The organism is Paenibacillus sp. ClWae2A, assembly GCF_032452295.1.
GTDB lineage: Bacteria > Bacillota > Bacilli > Paenibacillales > Paenibacillaceae > Paenibacillus.
Genome location: NZ_JAULSQ010000001.1, coordinates 1,263,477 through 1,284,664, shown reverse-complemented (window position 1 = coordinate 1,284,664; position 21,188 = coordinate 1,263,477). Strand labels below are relative to the sequence as shown.

The window sequence follows — 21,188 nt, the reverse complement described above, 5'->3', positions numbered from 1 at the left end:
TCTTGCAATCTTTAACCAAAACCCCGAAAATAGAGAGACAGATATATAGAAGATTTCTCTTTGGGAGGATTGGAAAGAACATGTGGGGTGCTCCTTTTACGGCTCAAGCCAAAAAAATGCTGCTATTAGGCAGTGGAGAATTGGGAAAAGAGGTCGTTATTGAGGCCCAACGACTGGGAGTAGAGACGATCGCTGTTGATCGTTATGAGAACGCACCTGCAATGCAGGTCGCGCACCGGTCTTACTGCATCGACATGCTGGATGCCGAAGCTTTGAAACAATTGATCCGTAAAGAAAAACCTCATTACATCGTACCTGAGATTGAAGCTATTGCAACAGAAGCTTTACTGGAGCTTGAGGAAGAGGGATTTTGTGTAGTACCTACTGCCCGAGCTGCACGTCTAACGATGGATCGCGAAGGCATCCGTCGGCTTGCAGCCGAACAATTGAAACTTCCGACAGCTGATTACCTTTTTGCGGACAACCTGGAACAACTTCAGGAAGCCGTACGTGAGCTTGGCACACCTTGTGTCATTAAACCATTAATGAGTTCTTCCGGCAAAGGGCAGAGTGTATGCCGAACACCGGGCGACGTGGAGGATTGCTGGAACATTGCTCTTTCGGGGGCTCGTGGCAAATCCGTTCGTGTTATTGTGGAGAGCTTTGTGCAATTTGACAGTGAGATTACATTACTTACCGTTAGGTCTGTATCAGGCACCGTATTTTGTCCTCCGATTGGTCATATTCAGAAGGATGGGGATTATGTCGAATCCTGGCAACCTCATGCAATGACTCCTGAGCAATGGCAGCAAGCTTGTCATATTGCCAAATCCGTCACGGATGAACTTGGCGGGTATGGACTGTTTGGAGTGGAATTGTTCCTCACATCGGATGGTGTTGTGTTCAGCGAGGTATCTCCTCGTCCACATGACACAGGTATGGTTACAATGGTGACGCAAGACAGTTCCGAGTTTGCGCTGCATGTACGTGCAATTCTTGGTTTTCCGGTCACAGGTGTACATCTGTTGACACCGGGAGCTTCAGCAACGCTGAAGGCTAATGATGAAACATCTGACTTTACTGTAGGCGGGATTGAAGAAGCACTGGCTCTTCCTCGTACTCAGATTCGTGTATTTGGCAAACCTGAGACCAAAGTAGGACGCCGAATGGCTGTAGCCTTAAGTGCTGGTCAAGATGTGGAAGAAGCTCGTAAAACAGCGGTAAAAGCCGCTAATATGCTGAAAGTGGAGGTAAATCATGTCCAATAATGTTGAGGCCCCTGTACTGATGATCCGAGAGTGTGAACTGCGAGATGCTGAAGCGGTAACGGGACTGATGCGAGAGGTCAGCTATCCGACAACAGCCAATGTCATGAAAGAACGTATTGAATGTTTGGAAACCAATCCAAACGCATGCATGCTTGTTGCCGAAGTGGATGAACAAATTATTGGTGTGATTGGCTTGCAATGTGTGCAAAGTCATGCCTATCCAGAACCTGCCGCACAGATTACTTCCCTGATTGTAGGTCAAGAACATCGTGGTAGTGGTATTGGCCGTCGTCTGATGGCTCGTGCCGAAGATTGGGGCAAACAGCAAGGTGGTAAACAACTGTTTGTCACGGGTGCGAACCGTGAAGTGACTTCAACAACGTACTCTTTTTATGAGCACATTGGTTTTCAGAAGAGAGGCTATCGGTTCAGTAAAGTTCTTCTATAGTATATAAAAAGTTTATTCTATTGCATGGAAATTCTCATGATATCCTGATCTGCACATTCTGGTGTAGTGAATGATAAATAGATGGTGAAGCGACATTCGACTAGCATTTTTAGTCTGAATGTCTTTTTTTTATGGTTTTGTCAACGGGGATGGAGCATTACAGGATAAGCGATCAGGACAAATCTGAAACATTCTAGAAAATGACAAAAAAGTTACTTTTCCATATTTTATAGGTTCACAATCTCCTGTCGAATTGATATACTGCTAGAGTATTAATTACAAAGTTGTAATAACTAATCTTAAGGAGATGAATGAATTTGAAAAAGAAATGGATGAAAACTGTCGTAACGAGTAGTCTGACAGCCGTACTGGCCGTAGGGGTAATGCTTCCTGCTTCAGCGTCTGCTGCAGATTCAACATATAAGACTATCACAACGTACAAAATTACAAGTACAGACAGCTTGAAAGCTTATATTGAGAAATGGCTCAAACAAAACGGATTCACCGTATCCGACGGGCAAATTGTAGAGAAACCTGCTACGCAGCCTGATCAAACGACGAAACCTGCTGAGCCGACAACAAAACCAACTCAGCCAACAACAAAACCTGCTGAGCCAACAACTAAGCCTGAGCAACCGACTAAACCAGCACAACCAACTCAAGAAGAAAAACCGGCAACTACACCGGCTAAAGATCCTTCAAACACGGGTAACACAGGTAATACAGGTAACAATACAAGTAATAATGGTAGCGAAAGCACACAATCTGATTTTGCTACTCAAGTTGTAAAACTTGTGAACGCTGAGCGTGCTAAAGCAGGTCTGAATGCTCTGACTTCAGATGCTCTTCTGGACAAAGTAGCTGTAGCCAAAGTAAAAGATATGAGTAACAATAACTATTTTGATCACCAGTCTCCTACGTATGGTTCTCCGTTTGATATGATGAAACAATTCGGAGTAACTTACAGCTATGCAGGTGAGAACATTGCCAAAGGACAAAAAACACCTCAGGAAGTTGTTACAGCCTGGATGAATAGTGAAGGTCACCGTGCCAATATCCTGAGCAAAAACTTTACACATATCGGTGTAGGTTACTACAACGGATACTGGGCACAAGAGTTTATCGGTAAGTAATCGATTTATAATGAAGAAAGTATGAATTTCTTTTCCAGAAGGTTATGCCAGCACAGTTCAAATCTGTGTATGGTATAACCTTTTTTCCGTAAAATGACATAAGGAAAATGAATTCTGCGAATATAGCGCCAAAATTTGCAAATTAACGACAGAACATTTATGTTATTTAGGAATAGCATCATTAAGGCGTGTCTGAAAACTCCGAAGGAAGCGGATTTTCAGACACGCCTTAATGTAAAGTCATTATAAATTATAAAGCACCCAGACTGGTGTACATGAGCGGAGATGTGATGATGAAAAAGAAAAAAAGCCTTGATTCAGCACCATGGATCTGGAGAACTGTCAGTACAGTATCCATCTTGGCAACCTTGTTGTTGTTATTTGGATTTGGATACGCTATAAAAGACGTGATTTTCCCCGAGGGAGATTCCGCATTAAGTACAGGCCAGGAGACAACTGTACCACCTAAGAATAATGAGGGGCAAACGGCTGTCGTGGAAGATGGCAAGATTCGGATGGCCGTCATTGGCGATTCCCTGGCAAGAGGTACGGGGGATGATGAAGGACTTGGTTTCGTGAGACGTGCAGGAAATCTGCTTAAAGATAAAGGATATGACGTTCAGGTTCTTAATAATCTGGGTGTTAACGGTTTGAGAACGGATGCTTTATTGGAAAAACTCGATGAGCAAGGCGTGCGTTACGTCCTGCAGCAGTCCAATTTTATTTTGCTCTCGATTGGCGCAAATGATTTGTTCCAGGGAGGACAAGTTTTGCAGGGGCAAGATCCGCCAACAGCAGAGCAACTGGCAGCGGCTTTGCCGAAAACGTCCAAACGCCTTCAAGAGATATTGAAGAAAGTCAAAGAAATTAATCCCGATGCACAGATTGCGTACATAGGGTTGTACAATCCATTTGGCGATGTGAAGGAACTGGAGAAGCCGGGTAATGCAGTGGTTGCAGCATGGAACGATGCTGCACTGGCTATTTTGAACAATGAGGACAAGATGACACTGGTCCCTACATTCGATTTGTTTGAAAATCATCTGGGGGAGTATCTCTCGTCAGATCATTTCCATCCCAACGGACAAGGTTATGAGCAAATTGCAGTTCGGATTGCACAGGAATTCCAGGCGGATACACCAGCAGAAGGGAGCGGAAATTAAATGGCAGAGCAGCAGTATGATTCCGTCCTATCGGTACAGAATCTGAAAAAGCGGATCGGACGCAAGTGGATCATTAAAGACGTTACATTTGACGTAAAACCTGGTGAAATCTTCGGATTTCTCGGTCCCAACGGTGCCGGAAAAACAACTACGATACGGATGCTGGTGGATCTGATCAAACCGACAGAAGGAAAAATTAAAGTCTGTGGTTATGATGTGAATCGGGACCCTGAGCGTGCTTTAAAGTATGTAGGCTCCATTGTTGAGAATCCGGAGGTATATACATATCTGACAGGGTGGGAGAACCTGGAGCATTTTGCCCGCATGCAACCAGGTGTGGACAACGAGCGCATTCAGGAAGTTGTGGATATTGTGCGTCTGGATCAGCGCATTCACGATAAAGTCAGAACATACTCATTGGGTATGCGTCAGCGGCTCGGTATTGCACAAGCGTTGCTTGGGCGACCGCGTCTGCTCATTCTGGATGAACCGACGAATGGCCTTGATCCAAAAGGCATTAAGGAACTCCGTGTCTTTATTAAGCAACTTGCCAGTGAAGGTATGGCTGTATTTGTCAGCAGTCACTTGTTAAGTGAGATTCAACTTCTCTGTGACAGAGTAGCGATTATCAGTGCTGGGCGTGTGCTTGCCGTTGGAGGCGTAAGCGAACTGATTGAAGATCATTCCAAGTTGGCTATATGGCATGTTTCACCTCTGGAGCAAGGCAAAAAGATGTTACTGGATGCAGGCATTGCTCTGGTAAGTAGACCTGCGGATGTGATGGATGATACCATTGTTGCGGGCCTTGGTCTCAACGCTGTGGTTGCCGAGATGCATGAAGATCGAATCCCTGATCTGGTGCAGCAGATGGTTCAAGCTGGTGTACAGGTTGAAGGGGTACAGCGGATTCAGCCTACGCTCGAACAACTATTCTTAAAAATGACAGAAGGTGAATCCATTGAGTAATATCATGCCGCTGATCCGCAATGAAACGATTAAGATGGTGAAGAAAAAACGGCTTTATATTATATTTATTGTACTTGCGGTCCTCGTACCGATGTTTACGTATGCCCAGATGAAATCTGCGGAGAATAATCGCGACAAGTTTGGCGGCGATTGGCGGCTTGAACTGCAACAGGCCATCACAGACAATCAAAACTCCCTCGGTAGCGATCGGGTACCTGAAGAGTACAAGAAATATAGGACAGTATATATCCAGCAGATGCAGTATTATCTTGAAAATGACATCAATCCCAAAGAACCGGGTGGTGTTACCTTTACGAGGGAGTTCATGAACAACGCGGTTGGATTGTTTATTCCATTGTTAATCATGGCTATTGCTTCAGATCTTGTTTCGGGTGAACGTACGACAGGTACGATTAAAATGCTTTTAACGCGTCCGGTTAGACGCTGGAAAGTGCTTCTTAGTAAATTAATTACGCTGATTATGTTTGTTTCGATCATAGTGGTATCAGCCTACATTATATGTTATGTCATATCGGGTGCGGTCTTTGGTTACAAAGGCTTCAACATGCCAATCTTCACAGGATTCAAAGTTGTGGGAACAGATGTTGATATGTCGTCAGTGCATGCTGTAGACCAGTGGCTGTATATGCTTATGCAGGCAGGACTGATCTGGTTTGTGAGTGTAATTGTGGCTATGCTTGCATTTATGGTATCCGTACTTGTGCGAAGTACAGCTGCAAGTATCGTTATCATGATGGCTGCGCTGATTGCAGGAACAATCTTGACCAGTATGGCTGCATCCTGGCAGACAGCAAAATATCTGTTCATGGTTAATCTCGAACTTCCTGATTATTTGTCAGGCGGATTACCACCAATCGAGGGTATGAATTTAGGTTTTTCCCTTATTGTGCTTAGTGTTTGGGGCGTTGCTTCACTCATTGTGTCATTCATTGTCTTTACGAAACGGGATATCTTGAATTAAAATGGACAAGGATAAGAAAACATCTGTTTGCATTTTAGGCATTTTTTTAGTTGCAAGTTAAGAAGGGGGAGCATGAATGGTCGAGCAAATCGATATGTCGGCAGGTTCGACAGGCGGAGGACAGGGGTCTTCAGGCTACGACGCGGACGACATTCAAGTACTTGAAGGGTTGGTAGCGGTACGGAAACGGCCGGGGATGTACATCGGCAGCACCAGCACTTCGGGTCTACATCATTTGGTATGGGAAATTGTCGACAACGCTGTCGACGAACATCTCGCCAAATTCTGCTCCAAAATCGATATCACGCTGCATAAGGACGGTTCTATTACGGTTCAGGATAACGGAAGGGGAATTCCGACAGGTATACATAAAACAGGGATTCCTACTCCCCAGGTCGTGTTTACGATTTTGCACGCAGGCGGAAAGTTCGGTGGATCAGGATACAAAAAATCAGGCGGTTTGCACGGTGTAGGTGCGTCAGTTACAAACGCATTGTCCGAGTGGCTTGAAGTCGAGATTTTCCGTGATGGCAAGATTCATCGTCAGCGATTCGAGTATTGGAAGGACAAAAAAGGGATTGAACATGTCGGTGAACCGGTCTCCGGTCTCGAAGTGTTGGGCAATACCAATCGTACAGGTTCAAAAGTTACATTCAAACCGGATATTCGGGTGTTCCAGAACGGCATTCAATTTAATTATGATACATTGGCAGAACGCCTTCAGGAGATTGCTTTTCTGAATTCAGGTCTGAGAATCGTGCTCAAGGACGAACGTTCGGGCAATCAGGATGAATACATGTATGAAGGCGGAGCAAGCCAGTTTGTTGCTTTTCTTAACGAAAATAAAGATGTGCTGCATGATGTTATTCACTTCTATGCGGAGAAGGATGACATTGAAGTCGAAGTGGCAATCCAGTATAACGCGGGTTATACGGAAACACTGGCTTCGTTCGTGAACTCGATCCCTACTCGGGGCGGCGGTACACATGAGACCGGATTCAGGGCTGCGTATACCCGTGTAATGAATGATTACGCACGGCGTACCAGCATGATTAAGGAAAAAGATAAAAACCTCGAAGGTAATGACCTGCGTGAAGGTATGATGGCCGTCATCAGTGTCAAAATGTCAGATGTTGAGTTCGTAGGTCAGACGAAGGATCAGCTCGGTAGCGCTTCCGCTCGAAGTGCAGTGGATTCGGTCGTGTCCGAAAATATTCAAAGGTTTCTGGAAGAAAACCCGCAGGTAGCGCAAACGTTAATTCGCAAAGCGGTTCAAGCCTCCAGAGCCAGAGAAGCAGCTCGCAAAGCACGTGATGATATGCGTACAGGCAAGAAACGCAGTGAGAGTTCCAACCTGAACGGCAAACTGACGCCGGCACAATCAAAGGATTTTACCCGAAATGAGTTGTTTATTGTCGAAGGTGATTCCGCAGGTGGTTCTGCCAAACAGGGACGTGACTCGAAGATTCAGGCTATTCTGCCGCTCAAGGGAAAACCGCTCAATCCGGAAAAATCGAAGCTGGCCGATATTCTCAAAAATGAAGAATACCGTGCCATTACAGCGGCGATCGGGGCGGGCATTGGAACCGAATTTGCAGTTGAAGACAGCAATTATTCCAAAATTATCATTATGACCGATGCGGATACGGACGGCGCACATATTCAGGTGCTGTTGTTGACCTTCTTTTATCGTTATATGAAGCCTTTAATTGATGCAGGCAAAGTATATATCGCTCAGCCGCCATTGTACAAACTTACTCGTAAGTCTGGTAAGCTCGCGAGTGTTCGATATGCATGGACGGATGAAGAACTGGCGAATTATATGAAAGAATTCGGTAATAATGTTGAGCTTCAACGTTATAAAGGTCTTGGTGAGATGAATCCGGATCAACTGTGGGAGACAACAATGAATCCGGAAACTCGTGCGATGCTGAAGGTACAGATTGTTGATGCAGCAAAAGCAGAACGTCGTGTATCTACGCTCATGGGTGATAAGGTTGATCCGCGGAAACGCTGGATTGTAGAGAACGTCGACTTTACAGAGTACGAAGAATAGAAGGTGCTTGGAATGAGTCCATCAGAACAATTTATGCCGGCCTTTCTCGAAGAGGTCGTAGGGGACCGTTTCGGTCGCTACTCCAAATATATTATTCAGGATCGAGCCATTCCGGATGTCCGGGATGGGTTGAAGCCAGTACAACGGCGTATTCTGTACGCCATGTACGATTCAGGTAATACGCCTGACAAGACTTACCGCAAGTCTGCCAAAACCGTTGGGGACGTAATGGGTAATTATCATCCACATGGTGACTCATCCATCTATGAGGGCATGGTGCGGATGGCTCAGCCATGGAAAATGGGCCATATGCTCGTGGACGGTCATGGTAACTGGGGATCACAGGATGATGACCCGGCAGCGGCGATGCGGTATACGGAGGCCCGTTTGTCGCCCATCGCGATGGAGATGCTTCGCGATATCGAGAAACGGACGGTGCTGTTTAAGGATAATTTTGATAATACGGCCAAAGAACCGGTTGTATTGCCATCCCGTTATCCGAACTTGCTGGTTAATGGTGTCAGCGGTATCTCCTCAGGGTTTGCAACGGAGATTCCTCCACACAATTTGCGTGAAGTCATTGATGCTTCCATCGCTGTGATGGAGAAACCGTCGATTGAACTGGACGAGATCATGATGTTTATGAAGGGTCCTGACTTTCCAACAGGCGGATTGATTATGGGCGGTGACGGTATTCTGGATGCCTATCGCACAGGTAAGGGACGGATCTATATCCGGTCCAAAACCGAAATCGAAAACATGCGCGGTGGCAAACAGCAGATCGTCATTACCGAAATTCCTTATCAGGTCGTGAAGTCTCGACTGGTTACAGCGATGGAGAACATCCGACTTGAGAAGAAGGTTGAAGGTATTGCCGAAGTGCGTGATGAGAGCGGGCGAGAAGGTCTGCGAATCGTGGTTGAGTTGAAAAAAGAAGCGGACGCACAAGGTATTTTGGCCTATTTGCTGAAGAAAACCGACCTGCAGGTCACCTATAATTTCAATATGGTTGCTATTGTGAATAAAGCACCTCACCAATTAGGATTGAAATCGATCCTCGAGGCTTACATTGCCCATCAGCGGGAAGTTGTGACATTCCGTACCCGGTTTGAGCTGGAGAAGGCGCAAGACCGTGCGCATGTGCTCGAGGGCCTGGTAAAAGCACTTAACATCCTCGACGAGGTCATTGCAGCGATCAAAGCATCGAAAAACCGTCAGGATGCTCAAAATAACCTGATGTGGATGTTTGGATTCACAGAACGCCAAGCGGATTCCATCCTTACGTTGCAATTGTACCGTTTGACGAATCTGGAGATCAATTCTCTGGAGAAGGAACTCGGTGAACTGATGAAAAAGATTGCCCAATTACAATCCATTCTGGATAGTGACCGCAAGCTCATCGGAGTTATCCGCAAAGAATTGATGGAGATTCGTGAGAAATACGGCATAGACCGTCGTTCTGCGATCCAGGGTGAAGTGGAAGAACTCAAGGTTAATCTCGAAGTACTTGTGAATGCGGAAGATGTATTTGTTACGTTATCCAAAGAGGGATACGTGAAACGTACAGGCATGCAATCCTTTACACGTTCTGGTGGTGAACGGAGCGGAAGTGGTGTAAAAGAAGGCGATTATATCGCGCAGGTTCTGGAAGTAAATACACTTGAGAATTTGCTTGTCTTTACGAGGAAAGGTCAGTACTTCCTGTTACCTGTTCACCAGGTACCTGAATTCAAGTGGAAAGATCCAGGCACAGCCATTGTGAATGTCATTCCACTTGCGAAAGATGACCGTATTGCAAGTGTGCTTGCTGTGAAATCCTTTGAAGAGCCGAATCACAGTCTGGTCTTCGTCACGCGAAGAGGACAGGTGAAACGAACGGAGCTGAAGGATTACGTTACCAAGCGTTCCGGTGCAGTTGCGGCTTGTAAAGTGGGCAAGGACGATGAAGTGTTATCTGTACATCTGAGTACAGGTGGTCAAGATATTATGTTGATTACAAAAGAAGCCATGGCGATTCGTTTCCGAGAGGATGAGGTTAATCCAATGGGACGTGTATCCGGTGGTGTTCGTGGTATTCAGTTAAGAGATACAGATGAAGTTGTATCCGCTCTATGGGTAGAAGGAGATGAAGGTGAAGTTGCCGTGTTGTCCGATCTGGGATATGGTAAACGATCATTACTTCTGGATTACGCTATACAGAGCCGTGGAGGCAAGGGGCTTGCCACATTTGAGTTCAAAGAAGGCAAGCGTGTGAAACCGAATGGTAGCCGTATTGTTGGAGCGTTTTATTGCAAAGAGCAACGTAAGATCACTGTAATGACCAAAGAAGGCCAAGTGTTCCCGATCTCTTCGGAAGGTGTTCCGATTACAGAGCGCAAACATATTGGCAAGCTGATCGTTCCTGTGGACAAACAGGACGAGATCGTTGAACTTCTAAGGGACTTCAATGAGAATCAACCAGCATCATCTTCATAAAAACAAACAAACGAGACTTTTCGCAGAACAGCTAATCCTGTCATGCGAGGAGTCTTTTTTTGTTGTTCGAAGGCGGATTAGAAGAGGGCATCTATGCGAAGTTTAACAACCTTCGTCGATTACGGTCGATCGCTAGGAAATTGAAAAAAGGCAGCAGGAATGCGGCTTTGGAGCGCGAAAACTTAAGCAGGTGAAGTGATAACCGGTTGCAGAGAGGAGCGATGCAAGATGTATAATTCCGATTTTGCCAAGTGCTGGTCCAGGTTAACCAAAGATTATAAATTGCATATGGATCAAGAGCTGGCACCCTCATTAACGGAGGCTCAGCTGGCTGTTCTGGAGGTACTTGAAGATCATCAGAAGATGAAACCTTCGGATCTGATCCCTTATCTGTCGACTACGCCAGCTGCTGTAACCATGCTGCTCGATCGAATGGAGAAGAATGATCTGATTCGCAGGAATCGGGATAATCAGGATCGACGCATTGTGTGGGTATCTCTGTCAGAGAAAGGAAGAATGGAGACAGAGCGGGGAATCACCATCCGTAATGAATTCATGAACTCTGTTCTCAGTAACATTTCGATGCACAATCAACAATTGCTGGTATATCTGTTAGGCAAAATGACAACATCCAAGACCAAAGAGCCTGCCTTATCTACTTCGGTATGATACCATGCTGATTCTTCTGAATAACCATAGGAGTGCCTGCTCGTTTCATGCAGGAGCCCTATGGTTATTTTATTTACAAATTACATATGCTACACACTGTGTCCAGGTTCGTTGAGTAGAGGCATGGATGTAACACAGTTAGTATGTCCTAATATTATTTTTGTGAATTCATATGTAAAGAGTTGACTATGTAAATATTTTTGTTATAATAAATAATTGTTCCCCTGATATTTCGTGTACGAAATATTATATTCCAAAAGTAAAAGGGTGAATCAATGACTGATACGTATGAAGTATTCTATATTATTAATTCGTTCCGCCAAGTGAATCAAATGCTTTTTCGAGCATTTTGGAATGAAAACAAGGAGATCGAGCTGACTTCGATCCAGTTCATGGTGTTATCCATCCTGAGGGAGCGTCCTTCCATCGGCATCAACGAAGTGGCTGAACTATGCCATATGGGTAGTAGTTCCATGAGCGCAGTTGTGGAACGACTGGTCAAAGGCGAGTATATTGTTCGGACACGTTCGGATGCTGACCGCCGATCCGTTAAGCTTCAGATTACGGATAAAGGGGAACAGGCCCAACAGGAAACGCACCATTTGTGGATGGAAAGAGTGTCACCCATTCTGGATATATCGAAGGAAGACCTTGAGCACCTACTTAGAATTCATAGTCAAATGATTGAAAAGTTAGAAGGAAGAGAGATGAACAACATATGAGTACGACTACTGCTGCAGCCCCATCCTCAGCGATGGACAACATCAAGAAAGGCCCGATTGTAGCGGCATTGTTAATTGGTGCCTTTGTGGCATTCCTGAACCAAACCCTGATGAACGTAGCGCTTCCTAAAATCATGGAAGACCTTGCGATCAATGCAAACAAAGCCCAATGGTTAACCACGGGTTACATGCTTGTGAACGGTGTACTGATTCCGGTTACGGCATATCTGATTGCGAAATTTTCAACACGTCAAATTTTCATTACAGCCATGACTCTCTTTACCATAGGAACGTTAGTCTGTGGTCTTAGTCCAACCTTCACCATTCTGATGGTAGGTCGTGTTATTCAAGCGGCAGGTGCGGGTATCCTGATGCCTCTCATGACCGTTGTATTCCTGACCATCTTCCCAATCGAGAAACGTGGTCAGGCCATGGGAACCATGGGGATCGCGATGATTCTGGCTCCTGCGATTGGACCTACACTTTCAGGTTATGTGGTTGAGCATTATTCCTGGAGATTGTTGTTCTACATCATCTTGCCATTCTCTATCATTGCAACGGCAATCGGTATTGCTTTTGTCAAAAACGTAACACGTCAATCCAGACCTAAACTGGATTATCCAGGCGTTATTTTATCTACACTAGGTTTTGGTAGTTTGCTCTACGGATTCAGTGATGCGGGTACCGATGGATGGGGCAGTGCAATTGTCATTGGATGCCTCGTTGTAGGTGCGATATCCCTGATTCTGTTCGTTATTCGTCAATTGACAACAGATCATCCGCTCCTTGAGTTCCGTATTTTCAAGTACAACATGTATACATTAACAACGATTATCAATATGCTCGTGACCATGGCGATGTTTGCAGGTATGATCCTGCTTCCTATTTTCCTGCAAAACATTCGTAATTTCTCACCGATTGAATCAGGACTTCTGATGATGCCTGGTGCGATATTGATGGGGATTATGTCCCCAATTACAGGTCGCATATTTGATAAAGTGGGCGCACGCTGGCTTTCGGTTGCAGGTCTTGCCATTACGGCAATTACAACTTTTGGACTGAGTCGCCTGGCAATCGATACTACTTATGGCTACATGATGTTTATCTACACGGCTCGTATGTTCGGTATGTCGATGCTGATGATGCCGATCCAGACAGCAGGTCTGAATCAACTGCCTCAACGTCTGAACGCGCATGGTACAGCGATGTCCAACACATTGCGTACTGTTGCCGGTGCGATCGGTACAGCCATTCTTGTTACCATCATGAGTAGCAAGCTCAAAACCCATCTGGCGGATGCAGTGGCTGCGGGTCAGGTTAATCCAAATGATAAGACAGCAATGATAGCTGCTACAGCAGATGCAACGATTTACGGTGTTAACTATGCATTCATCGTGGCTACCGGAATGACCGTGGTTGCTTTGATCATGGCGTTCTTTATTCGTAAAACGAAACCAGCTGTTGAACCTGTTACTGTAGAACAGGAAAAAGCGACGGCTACAGCGTAACGAATATCAGATAAAACCAAAAAAGAGAACTCTAGCAGTCGAAGGGGTAACCCTAACTACCGGAGTTCTCTTTTTTTGGTGTGCGCGATAGGAGGAGAGTACTCTTATTGTTCGGACTGGATCGTTGGATCGATAAGAAATACAGGATCGGGCTCATGACCGAACTGTTTGAGATTAATGGTTCCGTTCAGTTGAAACTCCACACCTTCGCTAATCAGTTCTGTTTCTTGCATCATGCGCGAGTGTTCGTCCGGTATGGAGATTTCGCCTTTGACGTTTACGACACGGTGCCAGGGCAGACGTTCCTTGCGGCTCATAGAGTGCAGGATTCGTACGACTTGTCTCGCAGCTCTTGGACTTCCAGCATGGGCTGCAATCTGACCGTAAGTCATCACTTTACCTTCGGGAATCGCCGCGATGATTGCAATGACTTGTTTGGTAAACGGGGTCATCATGATGTCTCCTCTCTGTATCTTAGATATATAGCTGAAAATATGAAAAAACGTGTCGTTCAGATATAGAATCTGAACGACACGTGATATGGACAGATCCAACCTGATCCTGTGCACTTATAGAGGTTGTTCAAAAAAAACGCTTTTGATTACGAATGATGCCTATCGGCATCATCAGCATCGAATATGGAATTCAGCCGAAATGTCCGTTGCTCACGTAGCTTTTCTACGCTCCGCTACTCCATTTCTAGCTTCATCCCATCTTCTCGGTACTGAAAACCAGTCTTTTTGAACACGTACTTATAGAGGTTGTCCAAAAGCTTTTTGGTACACGGCAGCGGGCCATTCTGCCCAAGGAAATTCTCTTGCAGGCAAAGATTGCAGAATAACTTCTTCCTTGGTAACTGGATGAGGAAAAGCTGCAATGGCAGACCACAGAGCAATCTGTTGTCCGGGTTTATTCACGCTTGCACCGTACTTCTGATCCCCGTATAGAGGGCAGCCGATTTCTTTCATTTGCACTCTAATCTGATGAGATCTGCCGGTGTGCAGTTCGATATGGACGAGGCTGTAACGGTCTGTCTCCCCGATAACACGGTAATCCAGAACGGCATCCTTACCGCCAGCCGTACCCTTAGGTACAACAGTAACGGTATTTGTACGCGCATCTTTCAGGAGCGTGTGCTTTAACGTTCCCTGCTGTGCAGGCAACTTGCCATGTACAACAGCCGCATATATTTTACGGAAATGACGTCCCCGCACAGTCTCGGACAATCTCGAAGCTGCTTTGGAAGTCTTAGCAAAAATCATCGCCCCTCCAACAGGACGATCAAGTCGGTGTACTAACCCGAGATAAACATTGCCAGGTTTGTTGTATCGTTCTTTCAGATCATGCTTCAGCAATGTAAGCAAATCCGGATCACCGGATGAATCTTCCTGGGTAGGTACATTGACCGGCTTCGTAATACCTAACAGATGGTTGTCCTCGAACAGAATCGGAATCGCATCGTGGTCATGCCGATGTTCTGACATAATTAAGACTCCCAACGGCCCAGAATACCACAAGGCAGATCAAGACCACTACGTGTGATTGGCAGACCAATTTCACCTGCAGTAATGTCACCACCGTACTGAGCAGACATCGTCATGGTCAACATGTTGCGCAGAACAGTAGAGGAAATGCCCGTAGTGTAGGAGTTAACCAGCATGAATAATGGATTATCCGACAAGATCGTCATACATGACTTCAAGAAAGGATATAGGTTCTCTTCCAGTTTCCATGTCTCTCCATTAGGGCCTCGGCCATATGAAGGAGGGTCCATAATAATAGCGTCGTAACGATTTCCGCGACGTTGTTCCCGTTGTACGAATTTGAATACATCATCTGTAATAAAACGAACAGGGCGATCAGCCAGTCCGGATAATTGAACATTTTCCTTGGCCCATTGAACCATGCCTTTAGCTGCATCCACATGCACAACAGAAGCGCCTGCGTAAGCTGCGGCTACCGTTGCTCCGCCTGTATAGGCAAACAGGTTCAAGACAGAAATAGGGCGTCCTGCATTGGAGATTTTATTCATCATCCAGCTCCAGTTGGCGGCTTGTTCAGGGAACAGGCCAGTGTGCTTAAAGCTGGTAGGTTTAATGTGGAATTTCAAGTTTTCGTATCCGATCGTCCAACGATCAGGAATGGGCTTTTTCATATCCCAGTTACCGCCACCGGAAGAGCTGCGATGATAGTGACCATGCACCTGACGCCATTCATTGGTTTCTTGCTCAAGGGGCCAAATAATCTGTGGATCGGGTCTGCGTAAAATCACATCTCCCCAACGCTCCAGTTTCTCGCCGCCTCCTGTATCGATTACTTCATAGTCCTTCCAATTCTTAGCTACGTACATAATGATTTATCCATCCTTCAAAAGTCATTTGGATACTATTGTACAACAAAAAAGGGCTTGGACGCCAGTTGGGGGACGGGATCATTACATCTGACCTTAAAAGGGTGAAGTATGTTTAGCTGTGTTGAAATCCAATGTGGGCCATATACTGAAAAACAAAGATAACCCAAAATTTAATTTGACAATGATAATCATTATCACATATGATTTTGTTAATTCAAAATTCATTCTTTCTTCATAGTGTGAATATAACATGATCAAACTAAAGTGAGGGAAAAATAGATGGCTAAATTGTTAGTGGCTTATGCGAGCATGACAGGAAATACAGAAGAAATTGCAGAACTGATTGTGGAAGGAATTACACAGGGAGGCCACGAGGCAGACCTGAAATCCGTAACGGATTGTAATGCATCTGATGTATTGGACTATGACGGATTCATGATCGGCGTCTACACCTGGGGAGACGGGGAGTTGCCAGATGAATTCCTTGATTTCTATGAGGAGCTGGATGAGCTTGACCTGAGTGGTAAGAGGGCTGCGGTGTTTGGTAGTGGTGACACCTCGTATGAGCAGTTCTGCGGTGCAGTTGATCTCGCGGCTGCCAAGCTGCAAGAGCGTGGGGCGGAGGTATCTCCAGAGATGTTGAAAATTGAATATAGTCCGCTTGAGCAGGAGAAAGAAACATGCCGTGACTTTGGCAAACGCTTCGCTGCTGCCGGATTACAGGTGTCCTAAAGATCATGTTAAGACATAATGTTCAGGCAGCGATGCCAGTCGGAAGGAATGATCTTCCTGGACGTCTGCTTGAAGATTACAAATTGGAAGAAATGCTGCGCAGCCCACACCGATTCATCCGCCCTGAACCAGTGTCTGAGCAGCGTCTTCCACTGCAATGGAGGCACCGTGTACAATATGCGGTGAGCCATGCGGTCAATGCCTTTTACAGTCTCGACCCCGATGTTCGCAAAGAGGTACCCGTACAGTATTTACTTGAGAAGTGGTGGCCCAGAAAAACGGATGGTTTCGAATCTGTTCTCCATTACTGGGATGTGAAGAACAAGATTACGGATGAATTGTCACTCGCCATTGCAATGAACGATGATCTGAAGCATCCAGCCATACTTTTTGAACAGTGGAGAACGGAGTTACCTTCATTATCCATGCATCTGTCGATGATATTTCAGGCGGCCTGGCAACCAGAAGGCTGGGATTCGCTGCTTATTCAGAAATATATGGTTGTCCATGACCCAAACGTAGTTGAGGCGTTTCAGCATATGGTCAGTGCATTCTGCTGGGAAGCCTTCGAAAAATTACCGGGTATGATCGAGATATACTGCTTGTTGGAAGGACGCAAAATCAGGTACATCCCTGGACGCCAGTCTCTGATACGTTCCATGGACTACATTCGCTTGATACGTGACAGCATGCCGCAAGCAGAAGTGGTGGAGTCAGAACAGTTTACGACGCGTGATAAAGCGCGCATACAAGAAGAGGTAGATCGCTGGAGAACGGAAGCCATTGAACCGAAAAAAACATGGTTGATGTGAAGACAGTTGAAGGATAACGATATATCATGCAGATAGAGGAGGGGAAGTTGCCATGTCTACCGGTCTAAGTCAAGAGATAAGCAGCGGCAAGAGACGTGCAGGAACTTGCGAATTCAGTCCGTTGCCAGTACCCCAGTCGGTTATACGAAAGTTGCTTGATGAAGCAGACCCTTCATTATATGTAATGAGTTCAGAACCTTGGAGGTTTATGTTGTTTGCAGGCGAAGGACGACAGCTTTATCTGGAAGCGGTCAGACAGAGCTATCCACCCCATCTGGCTGATCGCTACGGCGATTGGGCTACATATCAATACACGGAAGCAATCCCTACCCATCTGGTTGTAGTGGCCCATAGAAATGCCCGCGAGGATGATCTTCTGCCGGCCAAAGCCTGGAGCAAACGTTTTAGTATTCTGGCTGCGGAACAGGGTTTGAATGCTGTCTGGAAGATCAATGATTATCAACAACATCCTGTGTTTATGAATTTGATGGGTTTGACAAGTGAAGAGAAGGTGCTGGGGGTATTCCATATCGGTTACGGAGACCAGCCTGCATTGCGGGATATGGATGCAAGCAGACCAGCCTCTGAACTGATGACGGTCTATGACCATCTGGTATAAAAAAATGTTCATTAGTTCTTTATTTGCTGGTGTTGAATAGGAAATCACGAACGAGTTGACGATTCGTCTGATCTTTGTTGTAGACGGAGAACAACCGATTGGATACCGTAAGGACATTGCCAAAAAAGAATCGTTCGAATTGGGTCTGTCTGCCCCCGAATGATCCAGCCCCAAGCTCCCAGATCAGGCGGAACAAAGCGTTGCGTTCGTGAGAAGCCATATCGTTCCCTTTCAGATATATATTCAGTGAAGGAGCGATATCGGATTGGAACTCTTCTTCCTGAGGGACCATAATCACCCCGCTCGAACCCAAGAGTTGCAGAATTTCAATCATCTCAGGATAAAGTTTCGGAAAAAGGAGATTGGCTGCCATCAACGGTTTGGGTGCAGGTAATACAAATCCTCTTCCATCTGGTATGGCACCTGCCTCCGCGGCCAAGACCAATGCTTTTAACGATTCAAGACCTGCGAACACACGTGCAGATTTCTCTATAACATGTGCTTCCGTATTCAGATCCAGCGTATCCGTGAGAAGCTGGATTGTACCGAGAACAAATTCCGTCTTGGCAATATAACGACACAATACCTGATGACCAGCGTGAATATGAAAGTTGCTACCACTGAAGAGACGCGAGGACATTTCCTCACTTCCTGCAAAAAATATCCGTTCATGCGGAACGAGCACCCGGTCAAAGATGACGATATTGTCCATTTCTTCATATCTGGAACTCAGGGGATAGTTGGTGTGAGATTCGGCTGCGTAGGTGTCTCTGCATACCAGACTGATTCCCGGAAGATCATTGGGGACAGCAAAAGAGAATGCAAACGGATTTTCGTCATCAAATGGGGCGGGAGAAGGTGACGGATAGACAAAAATCTCATCCGAAGTGGCAGCTTGTGTAGCCATCATGAATGCTCCGCTAATAATGAGGCCTTCCTCGGTGCGTTCTACGACCTTTGCGGCAATAGCATCCTCCGTAGCATCCAATTGCCCTGAGATTTTGCTGGCATATGGCTGAATGAAGGCATGGGATAGCGTGATATCATGATCACGGCAGTACGCATAATAATTTCTGAGATTTTCTGCATACTGGGGAGATAATTCTTTCAGGAGATCGGCACTGGTGTAAAAGGACATTATGGCTGTATTCATGTAATCGGGTGAGCGACCAAGAAAACCATGATGGACATTCGTCCAGATATTCATCCCTTCCCGTCGTTTACGGAGGTCGTCGGCACTGGTTGGAGGCAGGAAGGATATGCCCACAGGTTTGCCGTCTGCCGGGGAGGCATACGTCATCGTTTCTGCAAATTTAGGATCAGATTGCAGATCATACATGTACATCTGAGTCTCCATTAAACCAGCAAATGCTACATGTTCAGAGCGTTTTCCAGTAATAAGGTTACCTTTGTACCAGCAAGGGACGGACTGGGCATCAATTCGTTCGCGATACTGTGAGCCACTTTTAACAGGCATTGTTATTCACCTCTTGGTTCTAATCGTTCATGGGATACTGATTTCTTACGTAGTGTACGTAGGTCATCTGTCCAATGTGCATTTAAGAGGTGAGAAGGATTTTTACAGATTAGGGCTTGATAATAATTATCATTCTTGTTACAATAGACAAAGAAAAAAGGAACCGGTAAGGGCTCCTTTAAGTGGATCACATGAAATTACTTATTTTACTTCAAAAGTCTTACAGTCTGTTTCAGCAGACTGACTTGCTTCCTTGTTACTGTGACTCACGATGTAGATCGAAGAAGCGTTACATTTGTTCTCTTGAGCCCAGTGACGACAGGAATTAACTTCACACAATACGTCTTTTGCCATGATTGTTAACCTCACTTTAATTGGATTACATTCGTTGGTATAAAGAAGCCAGATACAACAAGTTGCCGCTTGTGAATCTGGAAAATTTTTGCTCTCGCGAAATTTGGAGGGCATTTTTTGCATTATACACAACGATGCATACTTAGAATAGCAAATTTTTTTGATGCTTGCAACTAAATGCCTCTCTTCTGTGGCAAAATAGTGGACGTGCTGTGGTTATATTTGCAAAAAGGTAGTAGCATGTTATTATTTAATAGTAATAATTACGATTAAGAGTCTAAGTTATTCTATATAATTTGAACTAATCATTTACACGAAACGGAGAGGACAGAAAGAACCTGAAGAAGCGGAGCTAAAAGCTTTTTGAAAAAAAGCTGCATCGGAAGCATATACTTCGCCTTTATCCCCGGATTTCCCCTCTAGGGAAATAATCAAAAAATCTAGGGATAACAGCGATCGGAAGGTTGTTCTGTCATCGAAGTGGTCAGTGTAAATATTCATTAGTTCAACTTATATAACTTGAATCACGGACTAAAACCATAAATGAAGGAGCATGTGGATACATGAGCAAAATAAATCATATGAACCGGATTCCCCGCGCGAAAGGGATCGATATGGCTGCTTTTTACACGCCAAAAGAGTGTAGGCGTAAAGCCCAGCATATTGTATTTTCCGCTGAAAATGAGCGTATCATTAACGAATTCATCACCATTCTGGGCATGAAAGAGAAGTTCAGAGCGCATGATGTATCGATCCCCAACAAAATGGTCATGTTCGGGCCTCCCGGTACAGGGAAAACATTAACGGCATCACATCTGGCAGAGCGCCTTGATCTGCCACTGGTACTCGTGAGATTGGATGCAATCATTCATAGCCATCTTGGGGAGACGGGGAGTAATGTACGCAAGTTATTCGAATATGCACGAATGAATCCCTGTGTGTTATTTCTGGATGAATTTGATGCCATAGGCCGTACGCGTGAGAGCAATGATGAAGTGAAAGAGATGGCTCGTGTCGTCAATACGTTGTTGCAATGTTTGGATGAATTCGATGGGGACAGCATTCTGGTCGCTGCGACGAATCTGGAAACCCAACTGGATCATGCCATCTGGCGGCGTTTTGATACGAAGATGACCTATGGAATGCCTGATGATTCAAGTCGCAGATTGTATATCAGCAAGTTAGTGGGGGCATTTGAACAGGAGACCCGGCTGGAAGATTACATATGTGAACGCTTGAACGGGTGCAGTTATGCGGATATAGAGCAGATTGTTTTGAAAGCAAAGCGGAAAGCGATCATTACCAGTAGTGTACTTCATAAGCAACTGATCTCGGATGCTTACGATGAATACAGGCCACGTGTCTTAGAGTGTTGACTGCTTCCGTTTTGGATAGTTTGGATAAAGCAACAAGGAACAACACTGAAATAGCCCAGTCTCCTGAATGGAATC

General features: G+C 45.3%; 20 protein-coding genes. 15 read left to right on the top strand and 5 right to left on the bottom strand.

The window, feature by feature from the left end:
• The first annotated feature begins 80 nt into the window (after positions 1-80).
• The 11 genes from purT to QVE09_RS05260 all read left to right on the top strand — a co-directional run bounded on the left by purT (position 81) and on the right by QVE09_RS05260 (position 13,390).
• Positions 81-1,268, top strand: coding sequence for a formate-dependent phosphoribosylglycinamide formyltransferase (gene purT / locus QVE09_RS05310; RefSeq protein ID WP_315935987.1), 1,188 nt, complete (start codon positions 81-83; stop codon positions 1,266-1,268).
• Positions 1,258-1,716 (top strand): GNAT family N-acetyltransferase, encoded by a 459-nt coding sequence (locus QVE09_RS05305; protein WP_315935986.1) that lies wholly within the window; start codon positions 1,258-1,260, stop codon positions 1,714-1,716. The genes purT and QVE09_RS05305 overlap by 11 nt, the downstream gene beginning before the upstream one ends.
• 317 nt (positions 1,717-2,033) lie before the next feature.
• The gene (locus QVE09_RS05300; protein WP_315935985.1) at positions 2,034-2,849 is read left to right on the top strand and encodes a CAP domain-containing protein; all 816 of its coding nucleotides are present in this window, start codon (positions 2,034-2,036) and stop codon (positions 2,847-2,849) included.
• Positions 2,850-3,142: 293 nt separating this feature from the next.
• Complete coding sequence (locus tag QVE09_RS05295) at positions 3,143-4,012, top strand: GDSL-type esterase/lipase family protein (protein WP_315935984.1); 870 nt, start codon at positions 3,143-3,145, stop codon at positions 4,010-4,012.
• Positions 4,013-4,978 (top strand): ABC transporter ATP-binding protein, encoded by a 966-nt coding sequence (locus tag QVE09_RS05290; RefSeq protein ID WP_315935983.1) that lies wholly within the window; start codon positions 4,013-4,015, stop codon positions 4,976-4,978.
• Positions 4,971-5,960 carry an ABC transporter permease gene (locus QVE09_RS05285; protein ID WP_315935982.1) on the top strand — a complete coding sequence of 330 codons (990 nt, stop codon included), beginning with the start codon at positions 4,971-4,973 and terminating at the stop codon, positions 5,958-5,960. Before QVE09_RS05290 ends, QVE09_RS05285 begins: the two co-directional genes overlap by 8 nt.
• 76 nt (positions 5,961-6,036) lie before the next feature.
• Entirely contained in the window at positions 6,037-8,016 is a 1,980-nt protein-coding gene (gene parE, locus QVE09_RS05280) for a DNA topoisomerase IV subunit B (RefSeq protein ID WP_315935981.1), read from the top strand.
• Positions 8,017-8,028: 12 nt separating this feature from the next.
• Positions 8,029-10,491, top strand: a complete 2,463-nt coding sequence (gene gyrA, locus QVE09_RS05275; RefSeq protein WP_315935980.1) for a DNA gyrase subunit A — start codon at positions 8,029-8,031, stop codon at positions 10,489-10,491.
• 228 nt (positions 10,492-10,719) lie between these two features.
• The gene (locus QVE09_RS05270; protein ID WP_315935979.1) at positions 10,720-11,160 is read left to right on the top strand and encodes a MarR family winged helix-turn-helix transcriptional regulator; all 441 of its coding nucleotides are present in this window, start codon (positions 10,720-10,722) and stop codon (positions 11,158-11,160) included.
• A gap of 275 nt (positions 11,161-11,435) precedes the next feature.
• Positions 11,436-11,882, top strand: coding sequence for a MarR family winged helix-turn-helix transcriptional regulator (locus QVE09_RS05265; protein WP_036613308.1), 447 nt, complete (start codon positions 11,436-11,438; stop codon positions 11,880-11,882).
• The gene (locus QVE09_RS05260; protein WP_315935978.1) at positions 11,879-13,390 is read left to right on the top strand and encodes a DHA2 family efflux MFS transporter permease subunit; all 1,512 of its coding nucleotides are present in this window, start codon (positions 11,879-11,881) and stop codon (positions 13,388-13,390) included. Before QVE09_RS05265 ends, QVE09_RS05260 begins: the two co-directional genes overlap by 4 nt.
• Positions 13,391-13,494: 104 nt before the next feature.
• Here the strand turns inward: QVE09_RS05260 and QVE09_RS05255 are convergent, their stop codons facing one another.
• From QVE09_RS05255 to QVE09_RS05245, 3 genes are all read right to left on the bottom strand, one after another.
• On the bottom strand, positions 13,495-13,842 hold the full coding sequence (locus QVE09_RS05255; protein WP_315936100.1) for an MGMT family protein: 348 nt from the start codon (positions 13,840-13,842) through the stop codon (positions 13,495-13,497).
• A gap of 300 nt (positions 13,843-14,142) precedes the next feature.
• Positions 14,143-14,874, bottom strand: coding sequence for an RluA family pseudouridine synthase (locus QVE09_RS05250; RefSeq protein ID WP_315935977.1), 732 nt, complete (start codon positions 14,872-14,874; stop codon positions 14,143-14,145).
• Between the two features lie 2 nt (positions 14,875-14,876).
• Positions 14,877-15,740, bottom strand: a complete 864-nt coding sequence (locus tag QVE09_RS05245) for a class I SAM-dependent methyltransferase (protein ID WP_315935976.1) — start codon at positions 15,738-15,740, stop codon at positions 14,877-14,879.
• A gap of 282 nt (positions 15,741-16,022) precedes the next feature.
• Between QVE09_RS05245 and QVE09_RS05240 the strand changes: the two genes are divergently transcribed.
• From QVE09_RS05240 to QVE09_RS05230, 3 genes are read left to right on the top strand one after another with little or no spacing between them, the layout of a single operon-like run.
• Complete coding sequence (locus tag QVE09_RS05240; protein ID WP_017687802.1) at positions 16,023-16,475, top strand: flavodoxin; 453 nt, start codon at positions 16,023-16,025, stop codon at positions 16,473-16,475.
• 5 nt (positions 16,476-16,480) lie between these two features.
• Positions 16,481-17,287 (top strand): hypothetical protein, encoded by an 807-nt coding sequence (locus tag QVE09_RS05235; protein WP_315935975.1) that lies wholly within the window; start codon positions 16,481-16,483, stop codon positions 17,285-17,287.
• Positions 17,288-17,339: 52 nt separating this feature from the next.
• Positions 17,340-17,906 (top strand): nitroreductase family protein, encoded by a 567-nt coding sequence (locus tag QVE09_RS05230; RefSeq protein ID WP_315935974.1) that lies wholly within the window; start codon positions 17,340-17,342, stop codon positions 17,904-17,906.
• A gap of 19 nt (positions 17,907-17,925) precedes the next feature.
• On the opposite strand, the gene QVE09_RS05225 is transcribed toward QVE09_RS05230, so the two are convergent.
• Together QVE09_RS05225 and QVE09_RS05220 are read right to left on the bottom strand one after the other, a co-directional pair.
• Positions 17,926-19,383, bottom strand: a complete 1,458-nt coding sequence (locus QVE09_RS05225; protein ID WP_315935973.1) for a 4-hydroxyphenylacetate 3-hydroxylase family protein — start codon at positions 19,381-19,383, stop codon at positions 17,926-17,928.
• Positions 19,384-19,584: 201 nt separating this feature from the next.
• Positions 19,585-19,737 (bottom strand): DUF1540 domain-containing protein, encoded by a 153-nt coding sequence (locus QVE09_RS05220; protein WP_076209985.1) that lies wholly within the window; start codon positions 19,735-19,737, stop codon positions 19,585-19,587.
• A gap of 563 nt (positions 19,738-20,300) precedes the next feature.
• Between QVE09_RS05220 and QVE09_RS05215 the strand changes: the two genes are divergently transcribed.
• Positions 20,301-21,113, top strand: coding sequence for an AAA family ATPase (locus QVE09_RS05215; protein ID WP_315935972.1), 813 nt, complete (start codon positions 20,301-20,303; stop codon positions 21,111-21,113).
• Positions 21,114-21,188 lie beyond the last annotated feature (75 nt).